We start from the raw sequence: 25,066 nt of genomic DNA, 5'->3' as shown, positions 1-25,066 counted from the left end.
ACAGTCGAGTGGGACGGGACGAGTTCGTCCCGCTACCCAGAGTGGCGTGTTCAGCTGTGCGAGCGGGGGAGGACCCGCCTCATCGCGACGCGTGTCACGCGCCGTCCCTGTACAACGACGCACGCGACCGCAGGGTGTTCCCCGACGTGAGCGGTACTACTCCGTGGCCGCCCGCCGGCGGCTGCGGCGCGGCTGGCGGCCGGGCTCCGGTTCGGCGCCCAGCACGTAGGAGCAGTCCAGGTGGTTCCACCCGCACGCGCGGCACACCTCGACCTCGTAGACGGAGAACTCCTCCTGCATGGCGTCCATCCGCACCAGTTCCGCGTGCGTCTTGGCCTGCCCCGACACGTGGCCGAGCGCGTCCCCGTAGACGTAGCTCACCGTCGTCAGCCGCTGCCCCCGGCAGACCGGGCACGGCTGCTCGGTCGGGTCGCCGTGGTACCGGGCCGCGCGGGTCAGGTACGGGCTGGCGTCACAGACCTCGTACAGGCTGGTGCGGCCCGCGTGCACGGCGGCCAGGACGGCTCGCCGCTGCAGCGAGTAGTCCACGACGGAACGTCGTCCGGGCACCGGGCCAGGGTACGCACCCGGCGCTGCCGGGGGGCGGTCGTGCGAACCGCCGCCCCACGCGCCCGCGGGTGGCACGGCGCGCCACTCCCGGGTGACGACCTGTTGCCCTTGGGTTCACCTGCCGATGTATCGTCTCGATACATCGACCGGCAGAGGGCTGGGGAGGCGGAGTGCTCGAGTTCGCCATCCTCGGCCTGCTGCAACAGTCGCCGATGCACGGGTACGAGCTGCGCAAGCAGCTCAACCAGGTGCTCGGCGGCCTGCGCAGCATCTCCTACGGCTCGCTGTACCCCGCGCTGAAGCGGCTCCACGCCGCCGGGTTCGTCACCACTGCCGAGCCCGGTCCGCGCGAGCTGCTCCCGGCCGATGCACCGGCGCTCACCGGGCGTCGCGGGAAGGTGGTCTACACGATCACCGCGGAAGGCAAGGAACGCTTCCAGGAGCTGGTCAGCCAGGCCGGCCCGGAGGCGTACGACGACGGGGGGCACTTCGGCGTCCACCTCGCCTTCTTCCGGCACACCGCCGCGGACGTGCGGCTGCGGATCCTCGAGGGCCGCAGGCGGACGGTCGAGCGGCAGCGCGAGGGGCTCCGGTCCTCCCTGGCCCGGACCCGCGAGCGCTTCGACCGCTACACGCTGGAGCTGCAGCGGCACGGGCTCGAGTCGGTGGACCGGGAGGTCCGCTGGCTGTCCGAGCTCATCGACCGGGAGCGCACCGACAGCGAGCTGACAGACAGGGAGCAGCGGGACACCGCGACCGGCGAGGACGGTCGCGCGCACTGACCCGGTGCTCGGGGCGGGTTCCCGCCCCGCACAACGAGGGACCTGCGGGTCCGACGGAGGAAGGAAGCCCATGGGAGCCGTCAAGGTCGCCATCGTCGGCGTCGGCAACTGCGCCGCGTCGCTGGTGCAGGGCGTGCACTACTACCGGGACGCCGACGCGAACGGCTCGGTCCCCGGTCTGATGCACGTCCGCTTCGGTGAGTACCACGTCTCCGACGTGCAGTTCGTCGCCGCGTTCGACGTGGACGCGAAGAAGGTCGGTCGCGACCTCTCCGAGGCCATCGTCGCCAGCGAGAACAACACCATCAAGATCTGCGACGTGCCGCCGCTCGGCGTCCCCGTGCAGCGCGGCACCACCCTCGACGGTCTGGGCCGGTACTACCGGGAGACCATCGAGGAGTCCGACGAGCAGCCGGTCGACGTCGTCGCCGCCCTGCGCGAGTCCGGCGCCGACGTGCTCGTCTGCTACCTGCCCGTCGGCTCGCAGCAGGCCGCCGAGTTCTACGCGCAGGCCGCCCTGGACGCCGGCGTGGCGTTCGTCAACGCGCTCCCGGTGTTCATCGCCGGCACCAAGGAGTGGGCGGACAAGTTCACCGCCGCCGGGGTGCCGATCGTCGGCGACGACATCAAGAGCCAGGTCGGCGCGACCATCACCCACCGGGTGCTGGCCAAGCTGTTCGAGGACCGCGGCGTCCAGCTCGACCGGACGATGCAGCTCAACGTCGGCGGCAACATGGACTTCAAGAACATGCTCGAGCGCGAGCGCCTGGAGTCCAAGAAGATCTCCAAGACCCAGGCCGTCACCAGCCAGGTCGACCGGGACATGGGCAAGGACAACGTGCACATCGGCCCGTCGGACCACGTGCCGTGGCTGACCGACCGCAAGTGGGCCTACGTCCGGCTCGAGGGCCGCGCGTTCGGCGACGTCCCGCTGAACCTGGAGTACAAGCTCGAGGTCTGGGACTCCCCGAACTCGGCCGGCATCATCATCGACGCGGTCCGCGCGGCGAAGATCGCCAAGGACCGCGGCATCGGCGGCCCGATCCTGTCGGCGTCGTCGTACTTCATGAAGTCGCCGCCGGTGCAGTACAGCGACAGCGAGGCGCGTGACGCCGTCGAGGCGTTCATCCGCGGTGAGGTCGAGCGCTAGGCGCCACCGACCGACGGCAGGGCCCGTCCCCCTCACCGGGGGGCGGGCCCTGTCGCGTGTGCGGCGCTGGTCGGGCCCGTGTGCTGCCTACGCTGGCCGCATGCCGCCGCGCCGCCGTCCCCTGCTGCTGGCCGCGGGGCTGGTGGCGGCGCTGCTGGCCGGCTGCTCCGGTGGCGGGGACGAGCGGCAGCCCGGGGACCCGGTCACCGAGGCCGAGGCCGACCTCCTGGCCGGGCTGCTGGCCCGCAACGCCGAGGAGGGCGGCGCGGACTTCGTCGTGACGGCGCCGTTCGGCGAGGACGGCCTGCTGACGCTGACCGGCGAGGTCGACTACGCCGACGCGGTCGGGCGCGCGCAGGCGGTCACCAGCTCCGGCGACGCGGACGACGAGGTCCGGACCGTGTTCTTCACCGCCGACGCGCTCTGGTTCGGCGACGTGCCCGGCCTGGCCGAGGCGCTGACCGCCGCGGGGCTGCCCCCGGCGGGCTACCTGCGCCGGCCCGCGGCCGCCGAGGGGGACGACGAGGGCAGCGCGCCGCTGGCCGACGTCCTGGTGCGGCTGGTGCTCAACCTCGCGGCCGCCGAGGACGACGACCCGGCGGCCTTCCGCGGCGGCGAGTACACGTGGGAGGGCCAGCGCTCCATCGACGGCAGGCTGAGCACGGTCTTCGGCTCGCCGGCCGGCTGGACGGTGGCCGTGGACAGCGCGGACGACCTGCTGGTGCAGTACGCGACGGAGCTGCCGGGCCAGGCCTCGGCGGTGACGGTCTCGCTGGCCGACCACGGGCCGCGCGACATCGCCCCGCCCGCGGCCGAGGAGACGGTGGACGGCGCGGCGCACCCGGAGCTGCTGTCCGCCGTCGGGCTGTAGGACCGCGCCCGCTCCGCGCGATGGTCCGGGGGCCCGTTCCGGGCCCGGCTGCACCCATGGTCCGGGGGCCTGTTCCGGGCCCGGCTGCACCCATAGTCCGGGGGCCCGTTCCGGGCCCGGACGTGCGGGAAGGGGCGGCCTCTTCCCCAGACCGCCCCTTCCCGACGTCCTTCCTACCAGATGACGGCCGCGCGCGCTCGTCCCCGGCGGAAGTCGGTCGGGGGAGTCAGTTGGCGGAGGGGTCGGCCGGCGCGGTGGAGAGCACGGCCAGCCGGCCGCTCTGCCGGCCCATGACGCGGCGCCACAGCTCCGGCCCCGCGAACCCGCTCAGCACGTCGTCCCCGGAGCCCTGCACGCAGGCCCAGGCGCCCTCGGCGACCTCGCCGGCGAGCTGACCGGGAGACCAGCCGGCGTACCCGGCGAACACCCGCAGCCCGGTCACCAGGCCCTCGACCTCGACCGGGTCGGCGTCGAGGTCGACCAGGCACACCTCGCCGGCCACCCGGCGCAGGCCGCACTCCTCGTCCAGCGGCCCGGGCGGGCTGGTCGCCAGGCACAGCGCGGTGTCGGTCTCGCAGGGGCCGCCCACGTGGAACACGCCGGGGTCGACGGCGAGGTCGCACCAGCCGGGCAGCACGTCGCGGATCTCGACCTGGCTGGGCCGGCCGAGGACGACGCCGAGCGTGCCCGTCGCGTTGTGGTCGAGCACGTAGACCACGGTGCCGGCGAAGGTGGGGTCCGTCAGCGACGGCATCGCGACCAGCAGCGAGCCGGGGCGCACGTCCTCGACCGAGCCGGTCGACAGCGGGGGCACCGCATCGGGGCGGCGCCGACCGGTGGCGGGCCGCGCGGGCGGTCCGAAGTCGGGGTCGGGCGAGGAGGTCATCGGGTCTCAGTGTGCCCCACCGGGGAGCGGCGTGACTGATCGAGGCGCGCGGTGGCGGGACGGCGGCGCGTGGGTGACTGCGCGACACCGGCGCCGACCTAGGGTGACCGCGTGCAGCAGGCGCCGAGCCGGGTCCGGCAGCTGGTCGGCCGCCCGGACTTCCGCCGCCTGCTCGGCACCCGGCTGCTGTCCCAGTTCGGGGACGGCGTCTTCCAGGCCGCGCTGGCCGGCACGGTGCTGTTCAACCCGCAGCGGGCCGCCGACCCGGCCGACGTCGCCGCCTCGTTCGCCGTCCTGCTGCTGCCGTACTCGCTGGTGGGGCCGTTCGCCGGGGTGTGGCTTGACCGGTGGAGCCGCCGCCAGGTGCTGCTGCTGGCCAACCTGGTGCGCGCGGTGATCGTGCTGGTCACGGCGGGGCTGATCGCGGGTGGCGTGGCCGGGCTGCCGTTCTACGTCACCGGCCTGCTGGTGTTCGGTGTCAACCGCTTCCTCCTCGCGGCACTGTCGGCCGGACTGCCGCACACGATCGAGGAGCGCTGGCTGGTGTCGGCCAACGCCCTGTCCACGACGGCCGGCACGGCGGCGTCGGTCGTGGGCGGCGGGGCCGCCGTCGGGATCGCCGCGGTCGCGGGCTCCGGCGACGCGGCCTACGCCGCCGTGGCCGCGGCGGCCGCGCTGCCGTACGTGGCGGCGGCGCTGGTGGCCGGGGGGTTCGCCCGTGCCCACCTCGGCCCCGACCACGCCCTGGGCGCCGCGCGGCTGGCCGCGGGCGACGTGCTGCGCGGCATGGTGGACGGCGCCCGGCACGTCCTGGCCATCCCGCCGGCGGCGGCCGCGCTGGCCGCGATGGCCGTCCACCGGGTCGGGTTCGGCTTCGTGACGCTGATGACGCTCCTGCTGTACCGGAACACGTTCGAGGCGTGGGGGCCGCTGCTGCCCACCGGGCTGGCCGGCGCCGGGCAGGTGCTGACGTTCGGCGCGGCCGGGGCGCTGCTGGCCGCCGCGGTGACCCCGCGGGTGGTCCGCCGGATCGGCAAGCCGTGGTGGATCGTCGTGCTGCTCGTCGTCGGCGGGATCGGCCAGGTGGCGCTGGGCCTGCCGTTCGTGCCGCCCGCCGCCGTCGCCGGGGGCTTCGTGCTCGGCTTCGTCGGGCAGGGCGTGAAGATCTGCGTGGACACGACGCTGCAGGAGACCGTGGACGACGACCACCGCGGCCGCGTCTTCTCCGTCTACGACACGCTGTTCAACATCACGTTCGTGGCGGCGGTCGCGGCGGCGGCCTTCCTGCTGCCGCCGTCCGGGGTGTCCTCGGGCGTCGTCCTCGCCGTCGGCGCCGGCTACCTCCTGGCCGCCGCGGCCCATGCGGAGTGCGCCCGGCGAGGTCTCCTGCGCTCTCACACTCCGGTCAGCTGAGCACGGCTGCGATCTCGCGGCCGCACTCCACCGGCTCGCTGCGGAGCCGGCGCGCCGGGCACCGCAGGAGCAGCAGCCCGGCTGGCTGGAGGGCGTTCTGCAAGGACGAGGTCGCTCGTCCAGTCCTCGGCGGAGAGGTGGGACGCCGGGACGTCCGCCTCGACGGCGACGCCGTGCGCCCGCCAGAGCGCGACAGGGGCGAGGTCTCCTGCGCTCTGACACTCCACTCAGGCGCGGGCGGCCCACCAGCGGCGGAGCTCGGCCTCGGCCTCGTCGCGGTCCAGCGGGCCGCGCTCGAGCCGCAGGTCCTTGAGGTGGCGCCACGCCTCGCCGACCTCCCGGCCCGGCGGCAGCCCGAGGATCTCCATGATCGCGTTGCCGTCGAGGTCCGGGCGCACCCGCGCGAGGTCCTCCGCGGCCGACAGCTCCGCGATCCGCTGCTCCAGCGAGTCGTAGGTCGCCGCCAGGGCCGCCGCCCGCCGCCGGTTCCGCGTCGTGCAGTCCGAGCGCACCAGCGTGTGCAGGCGGGGGAGCAGGTCGCCGGCGTCGGTGACGTAGCGGCGCACCGCGGAGTCGGTCCACTCGCCGCGGCCGTAGCCGTGGAAGCGCAGGTGCAGGAAGGTCAGCCGGGAGACGGCCTCGATCACGTCCTTGGGGTAGCGCAGCGCCGTCAGCCGCTTGCGCACCAGCTTGGCGCCGACCACCTCGTGGTGGTGGAAGGAGACCCGCCCGCGCGCCTCGTGCCGGCGGGTGGCCGGCTTGCCGATGTCGTGCAGCAGCGCGGCGAGGCGGAGTACGAGGTCCGGGCTCTCCACGTCGGCACCGGCCGCCGCCAGCTCCTTCTCCCGCGCGATCGCCTGGTCGAGCACCGTCAGCGAGTGGGCGTAGACGTCCTTGTGCTGGTGGTGCTCGTCGATCTCCATCCGCAGCGCGGCGAGCTCGGGCAGGACGACGGCCGCCAGCCCCGTGTCCACGAACAGCTCCAGCGCCGCCCGCGGCGCGTCCTGCAACAGGGTCTTCGACAGCTCGGCCTGCACCCGCTCGGCGGTGATCCGGCCCAGCTCGCCGGCCATCCCGGTCATCGCCGTCACGACCTCGTCGTCGGGCGCGAGGCCCAGCTGCGCGACGAAGCGCACCGCCCGCAGCATCCGCAGCGGGTCGTCGGCGAAGGAGTCGCCGGCGGCCCCGGGGGTCCGCAGCCGCCGGGCCAGCAGGTCGCCCAGCCCGCCGAAGGGGTCGGTCACCGTGCGGTCGGGGCCCAGCGAGACCGCCATGGCGTTGACCGTGAAGTCCCGGCGGGCCAGGTCGTCGGCGAGCGACGTCCCCCAGGCGACCTCCGGGTTGCGGGACTCGCGGTCGTACCGGTCCGCGCGGAAGGTGGTGATCTCCAGGCGGACGCCGCGGACCTCCGCGCCGACCGTCCCGAACGCGATGCCCTGGTTCCACGTGGAACCCGCCCACCCGCGGAGCAGCTCCAGCGTCTGCTCCGGCCGGGCGTCGGTGGTGACGTCGAGGTCCCCCGGGACGGTGCCGGTCGCCGGCCCACCCGCGCCCGAGCCCGCGGCCAGCAGCGCGTCCCGCACCGAGCCACCCACGAGGTGGGCCTGGAACCCGGCCGCGGCGAAGCGCTCGCCCAGCTCCGCCAGCACCGGCGAGACGTCGACGAGCTCCCGCACCGTCTGCTGGACAGCGGGCGGCACGGCCTCGGCGGGCGGGCGACGCGGGGGCGGGGCGGACACGACGAGCCAGGGTAGTGCCGCCGGTCGCGCTACCCTCCTGGCATGGCTGGGACGGGCGCGCGCGGACGCCCCGGCCGCCGGTTGCGCCGGGTCGACGAGACCTCCGCCGGGGGCCTGGTGGTGGCCGATGACGGGGTGACCGGGCCCCGTGCTGCCCTGATCGGCCGCACCGACCGGCGCGGCCGCCTGCTCTGGTCGCTGCCCAAGGGGCACATCGAGGAGGGCGAGACCCCCGAGGACACCGCCGTCCGCGAGGTCGCCGAGGAGACCGGGATCATCGGCGAGGTGCTCGCCCCGCTCGGGATCATCGACTTCTGGTTCGTGGCGGACGGACGACGGGTGCACAAGACGGTCCACCACTTCCTGCTCCGCGCCATCGGCGGCGCGCTGTCCGACGCCGACGTCGAGGTGACCGAGGTGGCGTGGGTCCCACTCGAGGAGCTGAGCGAACGGCTGGCCTACGCCGACGAGCGGGCCCTGGTCGAGCGCGCGCCGGCGCTGCTCGCCGACAGCGCGTGAGCCGCGGCCCCGACTCTCCGCACGGGCACGGCACCGGACGCCGGGGCGGTCGTCCCGGCCGTTCGGCGCTGCTGCGGCTGCTGCTCGCGGTCCTGCTGGCGCTGCCGCTGCTCGCCGGCGTCGCGCTGGTCCCGTCGTCCCCGGCCGCCGCCGCGCCGGGGGACGAGGCCCCCGAGGACGACCCGACGGGGGACCCGGAGCGCCCGGTGCGCATCGAGGTCACCCGGATGGACCCGGCCACGGTCGCGCCCGGCGGGGCGATCACGCTCAGCGGCACGCTGACCAACACCGGCGAGGACGACCTCACCGGGCTGACCGTGCGGCTCCAGCGCGGCGAGCCGCTGCGCACCCGCGGCGACCTGCTGGCCGCCGACACCGACCCCGGGGCGACCCCGGTCGCGGCGGCGTTCCTGCCCATCGCCGGCACGCTGGCCGCCGGCGAGTCGCTGCCGTTCTCCTACACGACCACCACGGCCGACCTGCAGCTCACCGAGGACGGCGTCTACCCCGTCCTGCTCAACCTCAACGGCGTCACCTCCGACGGCGAGGAGAGCCGGGTGGGGGAGGTCGACACCTACGTCGTCCAGCTGGCCGCCCCGCCGGTGGGCAGCACCGGGGTCGCGTGGCTGTGGCCGCTGACCGAGCCGACCCACCGCGACGCCGCCGGCCGGTTCGCCGACGACGACCTCGCCGACGCCGTCGCCTCCGACGGCCGGCTGGACCGGATGCTGACCACCCTCGAGCGGCTCCCCGAGGCCGCGCCGACCGGCGGCCAGCCGCAGCCGGTGGCCAGGGTGACCCTCGCCGTCGACCCGGCGCTGCTGGAGGCGCTGGCCGAGATGGCCGAGGGCCCCTACGACGTCGCGGGCGAGGAGGACGCCGGGCAGGGCACGGAGGCGGCCGCGGCCTTCCTCGAGCGGCTGCGCACCCTCGCCCGCGTCCACCCCGTCGTGGCGCTGCCCTACGGGGACGCCGACGTCGACGCGCTCACCACCGCCGGCCTGCCCGCGGTCGCCGCGCGCACCCTGCCGGGCACCGGGACCGCCGCCGCCGTCCCCGCCGCGCCCGAGGAGGGCGGCCCGCCGGTCGACCAGGCCGGGGCGGGCGCCCGCATCGTGCGCGACGTGCTCGGGGTGGAGTCGCGCACGGACCTCGTGTGGGCGGCCGGTGGCACCGTGCACGGCCAGACCCTCGGCCTGCTCCGCGACGGGGAGATCTCCTCCGTCGTCGTGAGCTCGGCCGGGCTGGCCGACGGCGGGGAGGCCGTGGGGCTGGGCTCCGGCGGCGCCGCGGCCCGCACGACGCTGGCCGAGGGCAGCGAGGGTCTGGTGGCCGACGCCGAGCTGGGCGCCCTGGTGGGGGACGCCGACGCCGCCGCCGGGGGCGTCCGCCTGGCCGGCCAGCGGTACGTCGCCGAGCTGGCGCTGCTCGCCCGCCAGGCCGGCGGGGACCCGGTCGCGCCGCGCACCGTCCTGGTCGCCCCGCCGCGGGAACTGGACGCCGACCCCGACGGCCTGGCCGCGATGATCGCCTCGACCTCCCAGGTGCCGGGGGTGCGGTCGGTCGTCGTCGACGAGCTGCTCACCGGGCCCACCGCGCAGACCGGCGGGCTCACCCCGCCCGCGGACCCGGCGGGCCTGGACCCGGCCGTCCTCGCCGACGTCCAGGCGGCCGTCGGCGTCCGGGACGACCTGGCCGGCGCCGTGGTCGGCGACCCCGCGGCCGCGCTGGCGCCCTACGACGCCGCCGCCGCCCGGGCCACCTCCGTGGCGCTGCGCGACGACCCCGAGCGCGCGCGGGAGGCGGCCGCCGACCTGCACCGGACGATGGACGGGCTGCTCGACCGGGTGACCCTGCTCTCCCCGGCGGACGGCACCTACAGCCTCGCCTCCAGCGACGCCCCGCTGGTGCTCACCGTCCAGAACGAGCTGCCGTTCGCCGTCTCGGTACTGCTGCAGGTGCGCACCCGCAGCGGGGTCGGGCTGTCGGTGGAGGACATCGGCGTCCAGCAGCTCGAGCCGGGGGAGCGCACGACCCTGCAGGTGCCGACCGAGGTGCGCCAGTCCGGCCGCTTCGCGGTGACCGCGAGCCTCACCACCCCGGACGGCGGCGCGCTCGGCAGCCCGGTCGACCTGCAGGTGACCAGCACCGCCTACGGCGTCATCTCCCTGGCGATCACCATCGGCGCCGCCGCCCTGCTCGGCCTGCTCTTCCTGCGCCGCGGGGTCCTGTTCCTGCTCCGCCGCCGCGCCGGCGCCGGGGCCGAGGACGACGAGCTGCAGCTGCCCGCGCCGGAGGGCGCGGCGGTGCCGCTGCCGCCCACCCGGAGCCCGGTGTGAGCGGCGACGGGCCGGTCGAGGAGCAGGACCGGCTGCCGCTGCCCCCCGTCCCCCCGGCGACGCCCCGGCGGCCGGCCGGCGACGGGGACCGGCCGCGGTCCCGCCCGGCGGCCCCGCTCCCGCCGCCGCCGTACCCGGTGGTGGCCGACCCGGCCGACGGCACCGGCGTCCGGCCGCCGGTGGCGGTCCCGCGCCCGGCGCCGCTGCGGCCCGTGCCCCCCTCGGCGGTCCGCCGCGACCGTCCCGCGCGCATCGACCGGCCGCTGCCGCCGGTGCCCCCGCCGCGGCCCCGCTTCGTCCCGGGCCCCGACGACACCCAGATCATCCCGGTCCTGCCGGCGGTGCCGCACCGGGTCGACGAGACCGACGAGGAGGCCTCGGCCCGCGAGGGTGCGCCCGGCGCCAGCCGCGGCATCCTGCGGGCCGCCGGCACCATGGCCGTGGCCACGCTGGTCTCCCGGGTCACCGGCCTGCTGCGCACGATGGTGCTGGCCGCGGCCCTCGGCGTCGGGCTGGTCAACGACGCCTACAACACCGCCAACACGCTGCCCAACATCGTCTACGAGCTGCTCCTGGGCGGCGTGCTCACCTCGGTCATCGTGCCGCTGTTCGTGCACGCCCAGGAGCGCGACCGCGACGGCGGCGTCGCCTACGTGCAGCGCCTGTCGACCATCGCGATCGCCGGGCTGACCCTGGTCACCGCCCTCGCGGTGGCGATCGCGCCGCTGCTCACGCGGCTGTACGGCATCTCGGGCGACCCGGAGCAGGTCGAGCTGGCCAACTGGCTGGCCCGCATCCTGCTGCTGGAGATCGTCTTCTACGGCATCGGCGCGCTCGCCCAGGCGGTCCTGAACTCCCGCGGCGTCTTCGGCCCGCCGGCGTGGGCGCCGGTGCTCAACAACGTCGTCGTCATCGTCACCGGTGTGGTCTTCATGGCCGCCTCCGACGGCGAGCTCGAGCCCGGCACGATCAGCCCCGGCCTGGTGTGGCTGCTCGGCGTGGGCACCACCCTGGGCATCGCCGTCCAGGCCCTGGTGCTGCTGCCGCTGCTGCCCCGGGCCGGGGTGCCGCTGCGGCCGCGCTGGAACCTGCGGGAGACCGGGCTGCGCGAGGCCGGCTCGCTGGGGCTGTGGGTGATCGCCTACTCCGCGGTCAGCGCGGTCGGCGTCGCCGTCGCCACCCGGATCGCCAACGAGGCCGGCCGCGAGGGCGGGCTGGGGTCCAGCGCCTTCGCGATCTCCAGCCTGCTGTTCCAGATGCCCTACGGGATCATCGGCGTCGCCCTGCTGACCGCCCTGGTGCCGCGGATGAGCCGCGCCGCGGCGCGCTCGGACGTGGCCGGCGTCGTCTCCGACCTCTCGCTGGGCACGCGCCTGTCGGCGCTGGGCCTGCTGCCGGTCACCGCAGCGCTGACGGTGCTCGGCCCCTCCCTGGCCACGGTCGTCTTCGCCCGGGGCAACACCAGCGTCGAGGAGGCGCAGGCGATCGGCGTCGCCCTGGCGCTCGGCGCGTTCGGCCTGCTGCCCATGGCGGTGACCCTGCTACAGCTGCGGGTCTTCTACGCGATGAAGGACGCCCGGACGCCGACGCTCATCCAGGTCGGCATGGTCGCCGTCCGCGTCCCCCTGCTGCTCGCCGTCCCGGCGGTCGTCGACGCCGACCACGTCGTGGCCGGCCTCATGCTCGTGACCAGCGTGACCTACGTGGCCGGCTGGGTGTTCGGGCACGTCGCGCTCACCCGCCGGCTGGGGGGCCTGGACACCCGGTCCACGCTCGTCCCGGTACTGCGGGTGACCGCGGCGTCGCTGGGGGCAGCGCTGGTCGGCTGGGGGGTCACGATCGCGTCTCGGAGTGTGCTCGGCACCTCGGTGGCGGGTTCGCTCGGCACCCTGCTCATCGGTACCGTGGTCATCGGAGTCGCAGCCGTCGGAGGCATGCTGCTCGCCCGGGTCCCCGAGGTGACCGGACCGCTCGCCGCGGTCCTGGCGCGCCGGCGGCGCGGGTGACCGGTGGCCGGGCGCCGCGACGCCCGAAGCGGGGCGCGTGCGCCGCAGGCGACGAGCGGACGAGGGGGCTGCGGCGATGACGTCCACCGTCACCGGTCTCCCCGACCGGTACCGCCCGCTGGACGAGATCGGTCCCGTGGAGCCCACCGCGACCGGCGTGATCCGCTGCTGGCGGGCCAAGGACCGGGTGCTCAACCGCGACGTCGCCATCCGGGTGCACACCCCGGGCGGCCCCGCGGCGCGGGCCTGGATCGGCCGCGCGCTGACCGCCGGCGGGCTGGCCACCCCGGCGCTGGCCATGGTCTACGACGCCGCCGAGGGCAGCGGCGCGGCCGCGGCGCCCGGCAGCGCCGCCTACGTCGTCAACGAGTGGATCGAGGGCCGCACGCTCGCCGAGCGGCTGACCGAGGGCCCGATGCCCGAGCGGGAGGCGCGCACCGTGCTGCGCCGGCTGGCCGAGGGCATCGCCGAGGCGCACCGCGTCGGCCTGGCGGTCGGCGGGATCGGCCCGGAGACCGTCGTGCTCCGCCCGAACGGGCTCGTCGGCCTGCGCGCCGTCCCCGCCGCCACCGGCACCACGCAGGGCGACATCGCCGCCCTCGGCGCCCTGCTCGAGTTCTGCCTCACCGGCCGGCAGGCCGGCGTGCCCGGGCCGGACGGCCGCCCCGAGCCGCCACCGGTCATCCCGCAGCCCGACCTCGCGGCCCTCGTCCGCCGCGCCCGCTCCAGCGAGCCCGGTGCCGGGCTGTCCAGCGCCGCGGCGATGGCCGCGCTGCTGGCCCAGCCGCCCCGGCCGAGCCAGACCGCGCACCTGGTGCGCGACCCCGACGAGAGCGACAGCGGCTGGCTGCGCCGGCTGCGGGAGCGGCGCGACGAGGAGGAGGCGGCCGACGAGGGCCCCGCCCCGCGCCGGCTCGGCGTCAACGGGCTGCCGCCGGCGCCGGCCCACCGCGACGACCGCCTGCCGTTCGACGCGTTCGACGACGACGACGCGCACGACGACGACCTGCACGACCCCGACGACGCGGCGGGCGGCGGGTACGCCGGGGGCTACGCCGACGAGCACGGGGACGACGCGGACGACGAGCGGCCCGGCCGCCGCCGGCTGCTCGTGGTGGTCCTGCCGCTGCTCGCGCTGGCCGTCGTCGTCCTGCTGGCGTGGTGGTTCGGCACCAAGGTGCTGTCGGTCGCCGGTCCCGACGACGACGGCGCCGGCGGGTCGACCCCGCCCTCGTCGTCGGTGCCGCAGGAGACGGCCGGCGAGGAGGCCGCCCCGCCCCCCGCCGACGTGCCGGCCGCCACCATCACCTCGGGCACGCTGTACGACCCGCAGGGCGACGGGGAGCCGGAGAACCCCGGCGCCGTGCCGCTGTCCTTCGACGGCGACCCCGGCACCGCCTGGTCGACCGTGAACTACCGCGGCTCCGCAGCGTTCGGCGGGCTCAAGGACGGCATGGGCATCGTCTACGACCTCGGCAGCGACCAGGCGCTCGCGGCGGTGACGATCACCACCACCACCCCGGGCGCGACGATGGAGGTCCGGGTCGGCGGCGCCCCCGAGGCCGACGTCGCCGAGTGGAGCGTGGCCGCCGCCGGCACCATCGACGGCACCACCGAGCTGGCCTTCGACGAGCCGGTGACCACCCGCTACCTGCTCGTCTGGGTCACCTCGCTGACCGAGGGCGACGACGGCTTCTCCGCCGCCATCGCCGAGGTCACGCTGCGCCCCGCCGGGGAGTAGCGGGGCCCCGCGCGGGAATGCGGCCCCTACGATCCGGGTTGTGCCGCCCGTGACGAACGACCACCAGCCCACCCCCGGCCCCGCCGTGACGACCGAGATCAGCGACCCGGTCATCCCGCCGGCGGAGCACGACGGCGTCCGCGACCTGATCATCATCGGGTCCGGGCCGGCCGGGTACACCGCGGCGATCTACGCCGCGCGGGCCAACCTGCACCCGCTGGTCTTCGAGGGCTCGCAGTTCGGCGGCGCCCTCATGACGACCACCGAGGTGGAGAACTTCCCCGGCTTCGCCGAGGGCGTCCAGGGTCCGCAGCTGATGGACGACATGCGCACCCAGGCCGAGCGGTTCGGCGCCGAGCTCGTCGCCCGCGACGTCAGCGAGGTCGACCTGACCGTCAACCCGAAGATCGTGAAGGTCGGCGACGAGGTGCACCGCGCGCACGCGGTCATCGTCGCCACCGGCTCCAAGTACCGGTACCTGGGCCTGGACAACGAGGCCCGGCTGCTCGGCCGCGGCGTGTCCGCCTGTGCCACCTGTGACGGGTTCTTCTTCCGCGACCAGGACATCGTCGTGGTCGGCGGCGGCGACTCGGCGATGGAGGAGGCCACCTTCCTCACCCGCTTCGCCAAGTCGGTCACCGTGGTGCACCGGCGGCAGGAGCTGCGCGCCTCGAAGATCATGCAGAAGCGGGCGCAGGACAACCAGAAGATCCGCTGGGCGCTGGGCAAGCAGGTGGCCGACGTCCTCGGCGAGGACACGGTCTCCGGCGTCCGGTTGGTCGACGTCGACAGCGGCTCCACCGAGGAGCTGCCCGTCGCCGGCATGTTCGTCGCCATCGGCCACGACCCGCGCAGCGAGCTGTTCGCCGGCCAGCTGAAGCTGGACGACGAGGGCTACGTGCAGGTCGAGCACCCCACCACCCGCACCAACATCGACGGGGTGTTCGCCTGCGGCGACGTCGTCGACCACATCTACCGGCAGGCCATCACCTCGGCCGGCACGGGCGCCGCGGCCGCCATCGACGCCGAGCGCTGGCTGGCCGAGACCTTCGACGAGCGGTAGGCCCCGCCACCGCGGGTCCCCGCCAGGGGACCGGGCATAGACCGACCACCACGCTGGTTCACCCACCAGCGACCCGCGCAACCAACAGGGAGAACGACCATGGCAGGCAACACCGTGACGGTGACCGACGCGAGCTTCGCCGACGAGGTCCTGGGCAGCGACAAGCCCGTCCTCGTCGACTTCTGGGCGGAGTGGTGCGGGCCGTGCAAGATGGTCGCCCCGGTGCTCGAGGAGATCGCCTCCGAGCACGGCGACAAGCTCACCATCGCCAAGCTCAACATCGACGAGAACCCGCAGATCGCCCGGGACTACCAGGTCATGTCGATCCCGACCATGACGGTGTTCCAGGGCGGCAAGCCGGTGAAGAGCATCATCGGCGCCAAGCCGAAGGGCGCGATCCTCTCGGACCTCGCCGACTACATCTGAGCCGACCGGCATCCCAGCCGGCCCGCTGCTCAGCGTGACCCCAGGGCCCACCCGGCCACCCGGCCGGGTGGGCCCTGACGCGTCCGGGGCGGCGGCGGGCACCCCGACGGGCCCCCGGCCCGGGCGGGGACCACAATCGGAGACGATGGCGAGCGAGAACGGCATGTACCCCCTCCGTCCCGGTGACCGCGGCGCCGCGGTCGCCGACGTCCGCGCCGCACTGCGCAGCCTCGGCCTGCTCGGGCCGGCGACCGCCGACGACGGCGAGCCCGGCGCGGACGCGGCCTACGACGAGGCCACCGAGCTCGCCGTCCGGCACTTCCAGCAGATCCGCGGGCTGAGCGTCGACGGCCACGTCGGCGAGGAGACCTACCGGGCGCTGTCGGAGGCGCGGTGGTCCCTGGGCGACCGCCTGCTGCACCACGACCCCGAGCGCCCCATGCGCGGCGACGACGTCACCAACCTGCAGGAGCGGCTGCTCGAGCTCGGCTACGACGCCGGCCGCGCCGACGGCATCCTCGGCCCGGAGACCGAGGCCGGGCTGCGCGCCTTCCAGCGCGACTACGGGCTCACCGCCGACGGCACCTGCGGGCCGGCCACCCTGCGCGCGCTGCGCCAGCTCGGCCGCAAGGTCACCGGCGGGCGCCCGCAGCTGCTGCGGCAGAGCGCGTCGATGGTGGCGAGCGGGCCGCACCTCATCGGCCGCGTCATCGTCGTCGACCCGGGCCACGGCGGGGCGGAGACCGGGTTCACCGCGGGGGAGACCACCGAGGCCGACCTGGTGCTCGACCTGGCCTCCCGGATCGAGGGGAGCCTCGCCGCCGCCGGCGCCACCGTCTACCTGACCCGCGGCCGCGACCAGAACCCGACGGCGGCCGAGCGGACGACCTTCGCCAACGACGCCCGGGCCGACCTGTTCATCTCGCTGCACATGGACGCGCACAGCTCCGAGCACGCCCGCGGGGTCGCCAGCTACTACTACGGCACCGGCTCCGGGGCGTCCTCGACGGTGGGGGAGCAGTTCGCCCACCTGGCCCGCCGCGAGGTCGTGGCGCGCACCGGCCTGATCGACCTCGGCGGCTACCCGAAGACGTGGGACCTGCTGCGGATGACCCGGATGCCCGCGGTGCGCCTGGACTGCGGCTACCTCTCCCACGAGGTCGACCGGCTGCTGCTGCTCGACGCCCGGCTGCGCGGCACGGTGGCCTCCGCCGTCCTCGCCGCCGTCCAGCGGCTGTTCCTCCCCGCCGAGGCCGACCCGCCCACCGGCACGTTCGTCCTGCCCCAGAGGGTGTGACGCTCGCCCTCTCCGGACCCTTCCGTCACAGTCCGACGTGTCGCGGAAACCGGCGGGACGCCGTCCCTACACTCGACGGGTGGCCACTCTCCCGCCCGGTGTGCCCCCGGGCCCCGGCGCGAACGCGCACTCGCACATCACCCCCCGGCACCCGCGGCTGGACCCCCTCGCAGACCGGTACGCCGCGCGCACGCACGGCATGAAGACCTCGGAGATCCGCGCGCTCTTCTCCGTCGTCTCCCGGCCCGAGGTGGTCTCGCTGGCCGGCGGCATGCCCGCGGTGACCGCACTGCCCCTGGACGCGGTCGGCTCGATGATCGGCGACCTGGTCAGCGGCATGGGCGCGCAGACCCTCCAGTACGGCTCCGGCCAGGGCGACCCGCGGCTGCGCGAGCGCATCTGCGACGTGATGGCGCTCGAGGGCATCACCGACGCCTCGCCCAGCGAGGTCGTGGTGACCGTCGGCTCCCAGCAGGGGCTGGACCTGGTCACCCGGGTGTTCTGCGACCCGGGCGACGTCGTCCTCGCCGAGGGGCCCTCCTACGTCGGCGCGCTCGGCGTCTTCCAGGCGGCCGAGGCGCGGGTGCGGCACGTCCCGATGGACGACGACGGCCTCATCCCCGAGGCGCTGGAGCAGGCGCTGCTCGAGTGCCGGGCCAACGGCGACCGGGTGAAGTTCCTCTACACGGTGCCGAACTACCACAACCCGGCCGGCGTGACGCTGTCCGAGCCGCGGCGCGAGCAGATCATGGCCATCGCCGACCGGTACGACCTGCTGGTCGTCGAGGACAACCCGTACGGCCTGCTCGGGTTCGACCGCGAGCCGATGCGGGCGCTGCGGGCGCGCAACGCCTCCCGGGTCGTGTACCTGGGCTCGTTCTCCAAGACCTTCTCCCCGGGCCTGCGGGTCGGCTGGGTGCTGGCGCCGCTCGCCGTCCGGGAGAAGCTCGTCCTCGCCACCGAGGCGCAGGTGCTCTGCCCGCCGTCGCTCACCCAGTACGCGGTCGCCCGGTACCTGGACACCCAGCCGTGGCGGGAGCAGATCAAGCTGTTCACCGAGCTCTACCGCGAGCGCCGCGACGCCACCCTGGAGTCGCTGGCCGCGCTCATGCCGGCGGGGACGACGTGGACGCGCCCCGACGGCGGCTTCTACGTGTGGCTGAAGCTGCCGCACGGCCTGGACGCCAAGCTCATGCAGCCGCGCGCGGTGAACGCGCACGTCGCCTACGTGCCGGGCATCGGCTTCTACGCCGACGGCGGCGGCCGCGAGTACATGCGGCTGTCCTACTGCTACCCCGAGCCCGACCAGATCCGCGAGGGCGTGCGCCGCCTGGCCCGCGTCATCGAGGCCGAGCTGGACCTGCACTCCACCTTCGACTCCGTCGACACCGGCGCCTTCCGCGCCGTGACCCGGCCCGTCCCCGGGCACGAGGCCGAGAACATCGTCGGCCCCGCCAACGGCAACCGCTTCGAGGACGGCCGAGCATGACCGAACCCACCGCAGCCCCCACCGCGGACCCCGCCGCCGCGCCCGACCCGCTGCGGGTCGTCGTGCTGGCCGGCGGCCTGACCTTCGAGCGGGAGGTCAGCCTCTCCTCCGGCACCCAGGTCGCCGAGGAGCTCACCCGCGCCGGCGTCGACGCCGAGCTGCGCGACGCCGACGCCGAGCTGCTGCCGGGCCTCGCCGCGGCACCGGCCGACGCGGTGTTCATCGCGCTGCACGGGGCCACCGGCGAGGACGGCTCGCTGCGCGCGGTGCTGGACCTGGCCGGCGTCCCCTACGTCGGCTCGCCCGCCGCCGCCTGCCGGCTGGCCTGGGACAAGCCCGCCGCCAAGTCGGTGGTGCGCAGCGCCGGGGCGACGACGCCGGACTGGGTGGCCCTGCCGCACAGCACCTTCCGGGAGCTGGGGGCCGGCGCCGTCCTCGACCTGATCGTGGCGCGCCTGGGCCTGCCGCTCATGGTGAAGCCGGCCTCGGGCGGGTCGGCGCTGGGCGTGCAGAAGGTCGGCCGCGTCGAGGACCTGCCCGCCGCCATGGTCAGCTGCTTCGCCTACGGCGACACGGTCATGGTGGAGCGGTTCGTCGAGGGCACCGAGCTGGCGATCTCCGTCGTCGACACCGGCGAGGGGCCGCGGGCGCTGCCGGCGGTCGAGCTGGCGCCGGCGTCCGGCGTCTTCGACTACACCGCGCGCTACACCCCGGGGCTGACCGAGTACCACACCCCGGCCCGCATCCCGGACGACGTCGCGGCCCGCGCCGCCGACCTCGCCGTCACCGTGCACCGCGAGCTCGGCCTGGCCGACCTGTCGCGCACCGACGCGATCGTCGACGCCGACGGCGAGGTCCACTTCCTCGAGGTGAACGTCTCCCCGGGGCTGACCGAGACGTCGATGTTCCCGATGGCCGTCGAGGCCGCCGGCCACGACCTGGGGGAGCTGCTCGCCGCGCTGCTCACCCGCCGGGCGCAGACCGCCCGCTGAACGAGGACCCCCTGCCCCCCGCCACTCGCGAGCTCGCGGCGGGACCCTGCAGGGGGCCCAGAAGGCCCGGGATTCCGCTGTGACGGAATCCCGGGCCTGTCCGCGTCCGGGAGTCAGGAGTCGGTGCGGCGGCCCGTGATGTCCGGCGCCATGTGACCGATGATGCGCTGGAGGTCGTCGACCGAGCCGAACTCGACGACGATGCGCCCCTTGGCCCGGCCGATCTGGATCTTCACCTTCGTCTCGAAGGCGTCGGAGAGCCGGCTGGCGAGGTCCTCCACCCCGGGCGCCATGATCCGGCGGGCCCCCCGGGTGGCGGCCGGCTGCTCGGCGGCGGCCATCGCGACCGCCTCCTCCGTCGCCCGCACCGACAGGCCCTCGGCGACGATCCGGGTGGCCAGCGCCTCCTGCGCGTCGGCGTCGGCCAGGCCGAGCAGCGCCCGGGCGTGCCCGGCGGAGATGACCCCGGCCGCGACGCGGGTCTGCACCTTCACCGGCAGCTTGAGCAGCCGGATCGTGTTGGTGACCTGCGAGCGGCTGCGCCCGATCCGCTGCGCCAGCTCCTCGTGGGTGGCGCCGAACTCCTCCAGCAGCTGCTGGTAGGCGGCGGCCTCCTCCAGCGGGTTGAGCTGGACCCGGTGGATGTTCTCCAGCAGGGCGTCCCGGAGCAGGGCGTCGTCCTCGGTGTCCCGGACGATCGCCGGCACGGTCTCCAGCTCGGCGGCGCGGGCCGCGCGCAGCCGGCGCTCGCCCATGATGAGCTCGTAACCGACCCGCCCGTCGTCCAGGGTGCGCTCGCGGACGACGATCGGCTGCAGCAGCCCGAACTCGCGGACCGAGTGGGTGAGCTCCTCCAGGGCCTCGTCGTCGAAGACCTGCCGCGGCTGCTTGGGGTTGGGGACGACGTCGCCGACCGCCACCTCGCGCAGCTGCGCGCCGGGGACGCCGACGGTCTCCTCGACCTGACGGGCGACGGTCTCCGCCACGCTGTCCGCGGCCTGGGCGGCCTTGGGCAGCAGCTGGACCGGGGGCGTCTCGGCCGCCCCGGCGGCGGGCGGCTCCTCCCCGCCGGGCAGCGTCGGCTGCTCGACCGGCGGGGCGCTGGTCGGGATGAGCGCCGCGAGACCCCGGCCCAGACCGCCACGCTTGTTCATCGGGGGGACTCCTCGGAGGACGGGGCCGGCACGGTGGCCGCATCGGTGTCGGGGAAGGCGCGGGGCGGCAGCGGCGGGGGATAGGCGCCGGAGGCGCCGGCCGGCCGGTCGTCCGCCTGGGGCGTCATCGAGACGCCGCGCTCGGCGAGCTCCCGGGCGGCGTCCACGTAGCTGGTCGACCCGCGGGACCCCGGGTCGTAGGTGAGCACGGACTGCCCGTATCCCGGCGCCTCGCTGACACGCACGTTGCGGGGGATGACGGTGGTGAGGACGAGGTCACCGAAGTGGCTGCGCACCTCGTCGGCGACCTGGTCGGCGAGCTTGGTCCGCGCGTCGTACATGGTCAGCAGGATGGTGCGCACCGAGATCCCCGGGTTGAGGTGCGCGCGCACCAGCTCGATGTTGTTGAGCAGCTGCCCCAGGCCCTCCAGCGCGTAGTACTCGCACTGGATGGGGATGAGCACCTCGTCGCCGGCCACGAGCGCGTTCAGCGTCAGCAGGCCGAGGGACGGCGGGCAGTCGACGAGGACGTAGTCCGGCCGCTCCTCCTCGGGCAGGGACTGCAGGTAGCCCTCGATCGAGCGGCGCAGCCGGTACTCGCGGGCGACCACGGACACCAGCTCGATCTCCGCGCCGGCCAGGTCGATGGTCGCCGGCACGCAGCGCAGCTTCGGGCTGGCCGACGTGGGGTGGACCACCTCGGCCAGCTCCCGGTCGCCGACGAGCGCGTCGTAGATGGACGGCGTCCCGACCGTGTGCTCGACGCCCAGGGCGGTGCTCGCGTTGCCCTGCGGGTCCAGGTCGATCACCAGCACCCGGAGGCCGTACAGCGCCAGGGCCACCCCGAGGTTCACCGTGGACGTCGTCTTGCCGACGCCGCCCTTCTGGTTGGCGATCGTGATGACCCGGATCCGGCCGGGCCGGGGGAAGGGGTCCTGGTTCGCCGCGTGCAGCACGCGGGTCGCGCGCAGCGCCTCCATCGCGATCGGGCTGTCGAACTCCTCGCCCGACGCGGAGAACTGGGCCATGGCCGCCTTGTCGGCGGCGAGACTGCTCCGCAGCCGCTGGCCCGGGTCACTCATCACGGGTCCTTCCTGCGTTCCGTTCCACGTGGAACACGCGTGTCCTCACGCTCCGGGTTCCACGTGGAACGGTGGGTCTCCGCAGCCGACGTCACCGTCGCCCGCGCGTCATCACCACCACGGTAGTGGCAGCGTCCCCCCACTCCGCGCCGACGGCCCGCGGGTGGACGTCGCGCATGCCCGCGGCCTCGAGGTCGGGCACCATCCCCGGCAGGTCCTCCAGCGCGCGGGCGCCGACGAGGGCCACCAGGGAGGCCCCCGGCCGCAGCAGGCCGCGGCACCAGGCGACCAGCCGGGGCAGCGGCGCGACGGCCCGGGCGGTCACCACGTCGACGGGGCCGACGGCGGCGATCACCGACCGCTCCTCCGCCCGGCCGCGGACCACCCGCCAGCCCGTCCCCAACTCGGCCACGGCCTCGGTGAGGAAGTCCACCCGGCGCGCCATCGGCTCGACCAGGGTCAGGGTGACGTCGGGCCGGGCCAGGCCGAGCGGGATGCCGGGCAGGCCCGCGCCGCTGCCGACGTCGACCACCCGCGCCCCGGGCGGCACCGCCTCGGCGACCGCCGCGCTGTTGAGGACGTGCCGCTCCCACAGCCGGGGCACCTCGCGCGGCCCGATCAGCCCGCGGGTCACCCCGTCGCCGGCCAGCCGGGCCACGTAGGCCTCCGCCCGCGGCAGGGCCTCGCCGAACACCTCGGTCGCCAGCCGCGGCGCCGCGGGGGGGGCCGCCGGGGCGGGAGTGGCGTGCGGTGCCTCGCTCACCGGTCCGGCAGGACCACGACCCGGCGGTTGGGCTCCTCGCCCTCCGACTCGCTGTGCACACCCGCCACACCGGCCACGACGTCGTGCACGACCTTGCGCTCGAAGGGGTTCATCGGCGCGAGCCGCTCCGGCTGCCGGCTCTGCGCCACGCGGGCCGCGGTGTCCGCCGCCAGGCTGGTCAGGTCGGCCCGGCGCTTGGCCCGGTACCCGCCGACGTCCAGCATCAGCCGGCTGCGCACGCCCGTGGACTGGGCGACCGCGAGCCGGGTGAGCTCCTGCAGCGCCTCGAGGACGGCGCCGTCGGCGCCGATCAGGTCGTCGAGCTGGCCGCCGACGATGGCGACCGAGGCCCGGTCGCCCTCGACGTCGAGGTCGATGTCCCCGTCGACGTCGAGGATGTCGAGGAGCCGCTCGAGGTAGTCCCCGGCGACGTCGCCCTCGCGGACCAGCAGGTCGTCTCCGTTCCCGGCGTCGTCGGTGTCCGCGGGCTCGACCAGCGCGTCGGCGTCCGCGGGACCCGGGTCGGGCAGCTCGGCGTCGACGGGGCCGGCGGTGTCCGTCGCCGAGGAGTTGGGGGCGCTCATGGAGGTTCCTCCCTGTGGGTGCAGGCGGCCGGGGCGTCCCCGGTGGTCTGGGTGCGCCGGCGGAGGGCCGGCGCGGGCGGCTCAGCGGCGCTTGCGCTTGCCCCGGTTGGCCGGCGTGGTGCTCCCGCCGCCGGACCGGTTGCCCGTCCCGCCGGCGGCGGCGCCGGACGCACCGGACGCACCGGACGCGCCGTTCGCGGCGCCCGATGCGCCGTTCGCGCCGGCCGGGGGTGCGGCTCCGTCACCCGTGCCGCCGGGTGCCGCGGGCGCGGCCGGCGGAGCGGCCGGCCGGCCGCCCTTGCCGCGGACCGGCTTGGCGCCGGGCTTGGGCGCCAGCGCCTTCGGGTCGATGGCCGGCTTCTCCGCGGCCTTCTTGGCCAGCGCGGCCGGGGAGTTCGGCGGGGGCAGCTTGCGCAGGATGTAGAACTGCTGGCCCAGGGTCCACAGGTTGTTGGTGAACCAGTACAGGAGCACGCCGATGGGGAAGAAGAAGCCGGTGACGAAGAGGCTGATCGGCATCCCGTAGAGCAGCAGCTTCTGCACCATGGCGGCCTGGCCCTCGACCGGGCCGGAGCGCCGCATGATCTGCTTCTGGGTGAAGAAGGTCGTCGCGCACATGATCACCATCAGGGTCAGCGCGACGATCCTGATGTTGAGCATCGTGACGCCGGGCAGCGCCAGCAGGGCGTCGGCCTTCTCGCCCGACATGTTGAACGAGGAGGAGATGGGCGCCCCGAACAGCTCGGCCTTCGCGGCCTGGTCGGTGAGCTCGTCGCTCCAGCTGTAGAGCCCCTCGGCACCCGGCCGGAGCCGGCGCAGCACGTGGAACAGCGACAGGAAGATCGGGATCTGCGGCAGGATCGGCAGGCAGCCGGCCAGCGGGTTGACGCCACGCTCCTTCTGGAGCTTCATCATGGCCTCGCTGAAGCCCTGCCGGTCCGACCCGTACTGCTTGCGCAGCTTCTGGATCTCCGGCTGGATCTCCTGCATGGCCCGCTGGCTCTTCACCTGCCGGACGAACAGGCGGAAGAGCAGGACCCGGACCGTGACGACGAGCATCACGATCGACAGGGCCCAGGTGATGCCCGCCGCCGGGTCGAGGAACGTGGAGAACAGTGCGTGCCACTGCTTCATCACCCACGCGATCGCGGTGTACAGCCAGTCAAGCAACGCGGGCCTCCTGCTGCGCTGACCGGCCCGGGGCCGGCGGGGACGTCGGGTCGCGGCGCGACCGGTCGGGTCCGGCGGCGGGCGCCGGGACGGGCACCGCACTGCCCGACGACCGGTGGTCGTCGGGGGTTCCGCCGCCGCGCCGCGGGGGCACGGGGTCGAAACCGCCGGGGTGCCAGGGGGCGCACTTCAGCAACCGCCGCAGCGCGAGCCAGCTGCCGCGGGCGGCGCCGTGCACGGCGATCGCCTCGGCCGCGTAGGCGCTGCAGGTCGGCGCGAAGCGGCAGCGCGGCGGGAGGGCCGGGCTGATTGCCCGGGAGTAGAAGCCGACGGCGGCCAGCAGGGCGCGCGCGGCCCACCCCCGGCGGGGCGGCGTCATCGGCGGCGGTCCCGCGGGTCCAGGACCCGGTCGAGGCCGGCGACGAGGTCGGCCCGCAGCCGCTGCGAGGAGGCCTCGGCGGCCTCCGGGCGGGCCCGGACGACGAGGTCGGCCGTCGGCGGCACCCGGTGCAGCTCCTCGCGGACGACGGCGCGCAGCCGGCGGGTCACCCGGTGGCGGACCACCGAGTTGCCGACGGCCCGGCCCACGACGAAACCCGCCCGGGGGCCGGCCCCCTCGGGCGCCGGCTCCGGGCGTTCCGGGAGCAGGTGGAGCACCATGGTCGGCCGCCCGGCACGCCGGCCCGACCGGACGACCGCGGTGAACTCCGGACGCCGGCGCAGGCGTGCCTGCGCGGGCAACACCTCAGGCGGAGAGCTTCTCGCGACCCTTGCGCCGACGGCCGGCGATGATCGCCCGGCCCGCGCGGGTGCGCATCCGCAGCCGGAAGCCGTGGGTCTTGGACCGACGACGGTTGTTCGGCTGGAACGTGCGCTTGCTCACGGAGTACTCCCACTACACGACATCGACGGTGCACACCCGCCGGCGGGCGGGCACGCGCGGGGCGACACCGGCGCGGCGCTCGGCCGCTCCGGGTGCCCCGGAAGCTGGTCGACCGCGGTGGCCCACGGGCACTCCCGGCGCGAGGGC

General features: G+C 75.5%; 24 protein-coding genes. 13 read left to right on the top strand and 11 right to left on the bottom strand.

The genetic code is table 11. From position 1 onward, the window contains the following. Positions 1-156 precede the first annotated feature (156 nt). Positions 157-570 carry a DUF5318 family protein gene (locus ACI79F_RS09555; protein ID WP_456544334.1) on the bottom strand — a complete coding sequence of 138 codons (414 nt, stop codon included), beginning with the start codon at positions 568-570 and terminating at the stop codon, positions 157-159. 170 nt (positions 571-740) lie between these two features. Between ACI79F_RS09555 and ACI79F_RS09550 the strand changes: the two genes are divergently transcribed. The 3 genes from ACI79F_RS09550 to ACI79F_RS09540 all read left to right on the top strand — a co-directional run bounded on the left by ACI79F_RS09550 (position 741) and on the right by ACI79F_RS09540 (position 3,373). Beyond that, entirely contained in the window at positions 741-1,352 is a 612-nt protein-coding gene (locus ACI79F_RS09550; protein WP_456544333.1) for a PadR family transcriptional regulator, read from the top strand. Between the two features lie 70 nt (positions 1,353-1,422). Beyond that, on the top strand, positions 1,423-2,502 hold the full coding sequence (locus tag ACI79F_RS09545) for an inositol-3-phosphate synthase (RefSeq protein ID WP_456544332.1): 1,080 nt from the start codon (positions 1,423-1,425) through the stop codon (positions 2,500-2,502). 100 nt (positions 2,503-2,602) lie between these two features. Further along, positions 2,603-3,373, top strand: coding sequence for a hypothetical protein (locus tag ACI79F_RS09540; protein ID WP_456544331.1), 771 nt, complete (start codon positions 2,603-2,605; stop codon positions 3,371-3,373). Between the two features lie 226 nt (positions 3,374-3,599). Here the strand turns inward: ACI79F_RS09540 and ACI79F_RS09535 are convergent, their stop codons facing one another. After that, positions 3,600-4,259, bottom strand: a complete 660-nt coding sequence (locus ACI79F_RS09535) for a YqgE/AlgH family protein (protein WP_456544330.1) — start codon at positions 4,257-4,259, stop codon at positions 3,600-3,602. 111 nt (positions 4,260-4,370) lie between these two features. Between ACI79F_RS09535 and ACI79F_RS09530 the strand changes: the two genes are divergently transcribed. Continuing rightward, complete coding sequence (locus ACI79F_RS09530; RefSeq protein WP_456544329.1) at positions 4,371-5,672, top strand: MFS transporter; 1,302 nt, start codon at positions 4,371-4,373, stop codon at positions 5,670-5,672. A gap of 227 nt (positions 5,673-5,899) precedes the next feature. Here the strand turns inward: ACI79F_RS09530 and ACI79F_RS09525 are convergent, their stop codons facing one another. After that, positions 5,900-7,411 carry a CCA tRNA nucleotidyltransferase gene (locus ACI79F_RS09525; protein WP_456544328.1) on the bottom strand — a complete coding sequence of 504 codons (1,512 nt, stop codon included), beginning with the start codon at positions 7,409-7,411 and terminating at the stop codon, positions 5,900-5,902. 42 nt (positions 7,412-7,453) lie between these two features. Between ACI79F_RS09525 and ACI79F_RS09520 the strand changes: the two genes are divergently transcribed. From ACI79F_RS09520 to ACI79F_RS09480, 9 genes are all read left to right on the top strand, one after another. Continuing rightward, positions 7,454-7,930 carry an NUDIX hydrolase gene (locus ACI79F_RS09520; RefSeq protein ID WP_456544327.1) on the top strand — a complete coding sequence of 159 codons (477 nt, stop codon included), beginning with the start codon at positions 7,454-7,456 and terminating at the stop codon, positions 7,928-7,930. Then, on the top strand, positions 7,927-10,269 hold the full coding sequence (locus ACI79F_RS09515) for a DUF6049 family protein (RefSeq protein ID WP_456544326.1): 2,343 nt from the start codon (positions 7,927-7,929) through the stop codon (positions 10,267-10,269). Before ACI79F_RS09520 ends, ACI79F_RS09515 begins: the two co-directional genes overlap by 4 nt. Then, a complete protein-coding gene (murJ, locus tag ACI79F_RS09510; RefSeq protein WP_456544325.1) occupies positions 10,266-12,275 on the top strand; it encodes a murein biosynthesis integral membrane protein MurJ in 2,010 nt (669 codons plus the stop codon). The genes ACI79F_RS09515 and murJ overlap by 4 nt, the downstream gene beginning before the upstream one ends. A 76-nt stretch (positions 12,276-12,351) precedes the next feature. Then, positions 12,352-14,016 carry a hypothetical protein gene (locus tag ACI79F_RS09505; RefSeq protein ID WP_456544324.1) on the top strand — a complete coding sequence of 555 codons (1,665 nt, stop codon included), beginning with the start codon at positions 12,352-12,354 and terminating at the stop codon, positions 14,014-14,016. Between the two features lie 40 nt (positions 14,017-14,056). After that, positions 14,057-15,079, top strand: coding sequence for a thioredoxin-disulfide reductase (trxB, locus tag ACI79F_RS09500; RefSeq protein WP_456544323.1), 1,023 nt, complete (start codon positions 14,057-14,059; stop codon positions 15,077-15,079). 99 nt (positions 15,080-15,178) lie between these two features. After that, positions 15,179-15,505 (top strand): thioredoxin, encoded by a 327-nt coding sequence (gene trxA, locus ACI79F_RS09495; protein ID WP_456544322.1) that lies wholly within the window; start codon positions 15,179-15,181, stop codon positions 15,503-15,505. Between the two features lie 145 nt (positions 15,506-15,650). Next, entirely contained in the window at positions 15,651-16,802 is a 1,152-nt protein-coding gene (locus tag ACI79F_RS09490) for an N-acetylmuramoyl-L-alanine amidase (protein ID WP_456544321.1), read from the top strand. A gap of 79 nt (positions 16,803-16,881) precedes the next feature. Further along, on the top strand, positions 16,882-18,291 hold the full coding sequence (locus tag ACI79F_RS09485) for an aminotransferase-like domain-containing protein (protein ID WP_456544320.1): 1,410 nt from the start codon (positions 16,882-16,884) through the stop codon (positions 18,289-18,291). Continuing rightward, positions 18,288-19,283 carry a D-alanine--D-alanine ligase family protein gene (locus tag ACI79F_RS09480; protein ID WP_456544319.1) on the top strand — a complete coding sequence of 332 codons (996 nt, stop codon included), beginning with the start codon at positions 18,288-18,290 and terminating at the stop codon, positions 19,281-19,283. The genes ACI79F_RS09485 and ACI79F_RS09480 overlap by 4 nt, the downstream gene beginning before the upstream one ends. Before the next feature lie 113 nt (positions 19,284-19,396). Here the strand turns inward: ACI79F_RS09480 and ACI79F_RS09475 are convergent, their stop codons facing one another. The 8 genes from ACI79F_RS09475 to rpmH form a co-directional block, all read right to left on the bottom strand. Then, complete coding sequence (locus ACI79F_RS09475) at positions 19,397-20,437, bottom strand: ParB/RepB/Spo0J family partition protein (RefSeq protein ID WP_456544318.1); 1,041 nt, start codon at positions 20,435-20,437, stop codon at positions 19,397-19,399. After that, positions 20,434-21,519 carry a ParA family protein gene (locus ACI79F_RS09470; protein WP_456544317.1) on the bottom strand — a complete coding sequence of 362 codons (1,086 nt, stop codon included), beginning with the start codon at positions 21,517-21,519 and terminating at the stop codon, positions 20,434-20,436. The genes ACI79F_RS09475 and ACI79F_RS09470 overlap by 4 nt, the downstream gene beginning before the upstream one ends. A 91-nt stretch (positions 21,520-21,610) precedes the next feature. Continuing rightward, the gene (rsmG, locus tag ACI79F_RS09465; protein WP_456544316.1) at positions 21,611-22,282 is read right to left on the bottom strand and encodes a 16S rRNA (guanine(527)-N(7))-methyltransferase RsmG; all 672 of its coding nucleotides are present in this window, start codon (positions 22,280-22,282) and stop codon (positions 21,611-21,613) included. Next, positions 22,279-22,866, bottom strand: a complete 588-nt coding sequence (locus ACI79F_RS09460; RefSeq protein ID WP_456544315.1) for a Jag family protein — start codon at positions 22,864-22,866, stop codon at positions 22,279-22,281. Before ACI79F_RS09460 ends, rsmG begins: the two co-directional genes overlap by 4 nt. Positions 22,867-22,947: 81 nt before the next feature. Next, a complete protein-coding gene (gene yidC / locus ACI79F_RS09455; protein ID WP_456544314.1) occupies positions 22,948-24,036 on the bottom strand; it encodes a membrane protein insertase YidC in 1,089 nt (362 codons plus the stop codon). After that, the gene (gene yidD / locus ACI79F_RS09450; protein WP_456544313.1) at positions 24,029-24,415 is read right to left on the bottom strand and encodes a membrane protein insertion efficiency factor YidD; all 387 of its coding nucleotides are present in this window, start codon (positions 24,413-24,415) and stop codon (positions 24,029-24,031) included. The genes yidC and yidD overlap by 8 nt, the downstream gene beginning before the upstream one ends. Then, on the bottom strand, positions 24,412-24,780 hold the full coding sequence (rnpA, locus tag ACI79F_RS09445; protein ID WP_456544312.1) for a ribonuclease P protein component: 369 nt from the start codon (positions 24,778-24,780) through the stop codon (positions 24,412-24,414). Before rnpA ends, yidD begins: the two co-directional genes overlap by 4 nt. Before the next feature lies 1 nt (position 24,781). Then, entirely contained in the window at positions 24,782-24,919 is a 138-nt protein-coding gene (rpmH, locus tag ACI79F_RS09440) for a 50S ribosomal protein L34 (protein WP_089305879.1), read from the bottom strand. Positions 24,920-25,066: the final 147 nt, after the last annotated feature.

Source organism: Blastococcus sp. SYSU D00868, assembly GCF_054050575.1.
Note: the sequence above shows the minus strand (reverse complement) of the source record. Positions and strands in the feature narration are given on the sequence as shown.

Excerpts from the sequence above, each read along its gene's own strand:
- ACI79F_RS09540 (WP_456544331.1), top strand. The coding sequence starts at position 2,603 with ATGCCGCCGCGCCGCCGTCCCCTGCTGCTGGCCGCGGGGCTGGTGGCG.
- ACI79F_RS09545 (WP_456544332.1), top strand. The coding sequence starts at position 1,423 with ATGGGAGCCGTCAAGGTCGCCATCGTCGGCGTCGGCAACTGCGCCGCG.
- ACI79F_RS09470 (WP_456544317.1), bottom strand. The coding sequence starts at position 21,519 with ATGAGTGACCCGGGCCAGCGGCTGCGGAGCAGTCTCGCCGCCGACAAG.
- ACI79F_RS09480 (WP_456544319.1), top strand. The coding sequence starts at position 18,288 with ATGACCGAACCCACCGCAGCCCCCACCGCGGACCCCGCCGCCGCGCCC.
- ACI79F_RS09460 (WP_456544315.1), bottom strand. The coding sequence starts at position 22,866 with ATGAGCGCCCCCAACTCCTCGGCGACGGACACCGCCGGCCCCGTCGAC.
- ACI79F_RS09520 (WP_456544327.1), top strand. The coding sequence starts at position 7,454 with ATGGCTGGGACGGGCGCGCGCGGACGCCCCGGCCGCCGGTTGCGCCGG.
- ACI79F_RS09535 (WP_456544330.1), bottom strand. The coding sequence starts at position 4,259 with ATGACCTCCTCGCCCGACCCCGACTTCGGACCGCCCGCGCGGCCCGCC.
- trxA (WP_456544322.1), top strand. The coding sequence starts at position 15,179 with ATGGCAGGCAACACCGTGACGGTGACCGACGCGAGCTTCGCCGACGAG.
- ACI79F_RS09475 (WP_456544318.1), bottom strand. The coding sequence starts at position 20,437 with ATGAACAAGCGTGGCGGTCTGGGCCGGGGTCTCGCGGCGCTCATCCCG.
- ACI79F_RS09490 (WP_456544321.1), top strand. The coding sequence starts at position 15,651 with ATGGCGAGCGAGAACGGCATGTACCCCCTCCGTCCCGGTGACCGCGGC.
- yidD (WP_456544313.1), bottom strand. The coding sequence starts at position 24,415 with ATGACGCCGCCCCGCCGGGGGTGGGCCGCGCGCGCCCTGCTGGCCGCC.
- ACI79F_RS09505 (WP_456544324.1), top strand. The coding sequence starts at position 12,352 with ATGACGTCCACCGTCACCGGTCTCCCCGACCGGTACCGCCCGCTGGAC.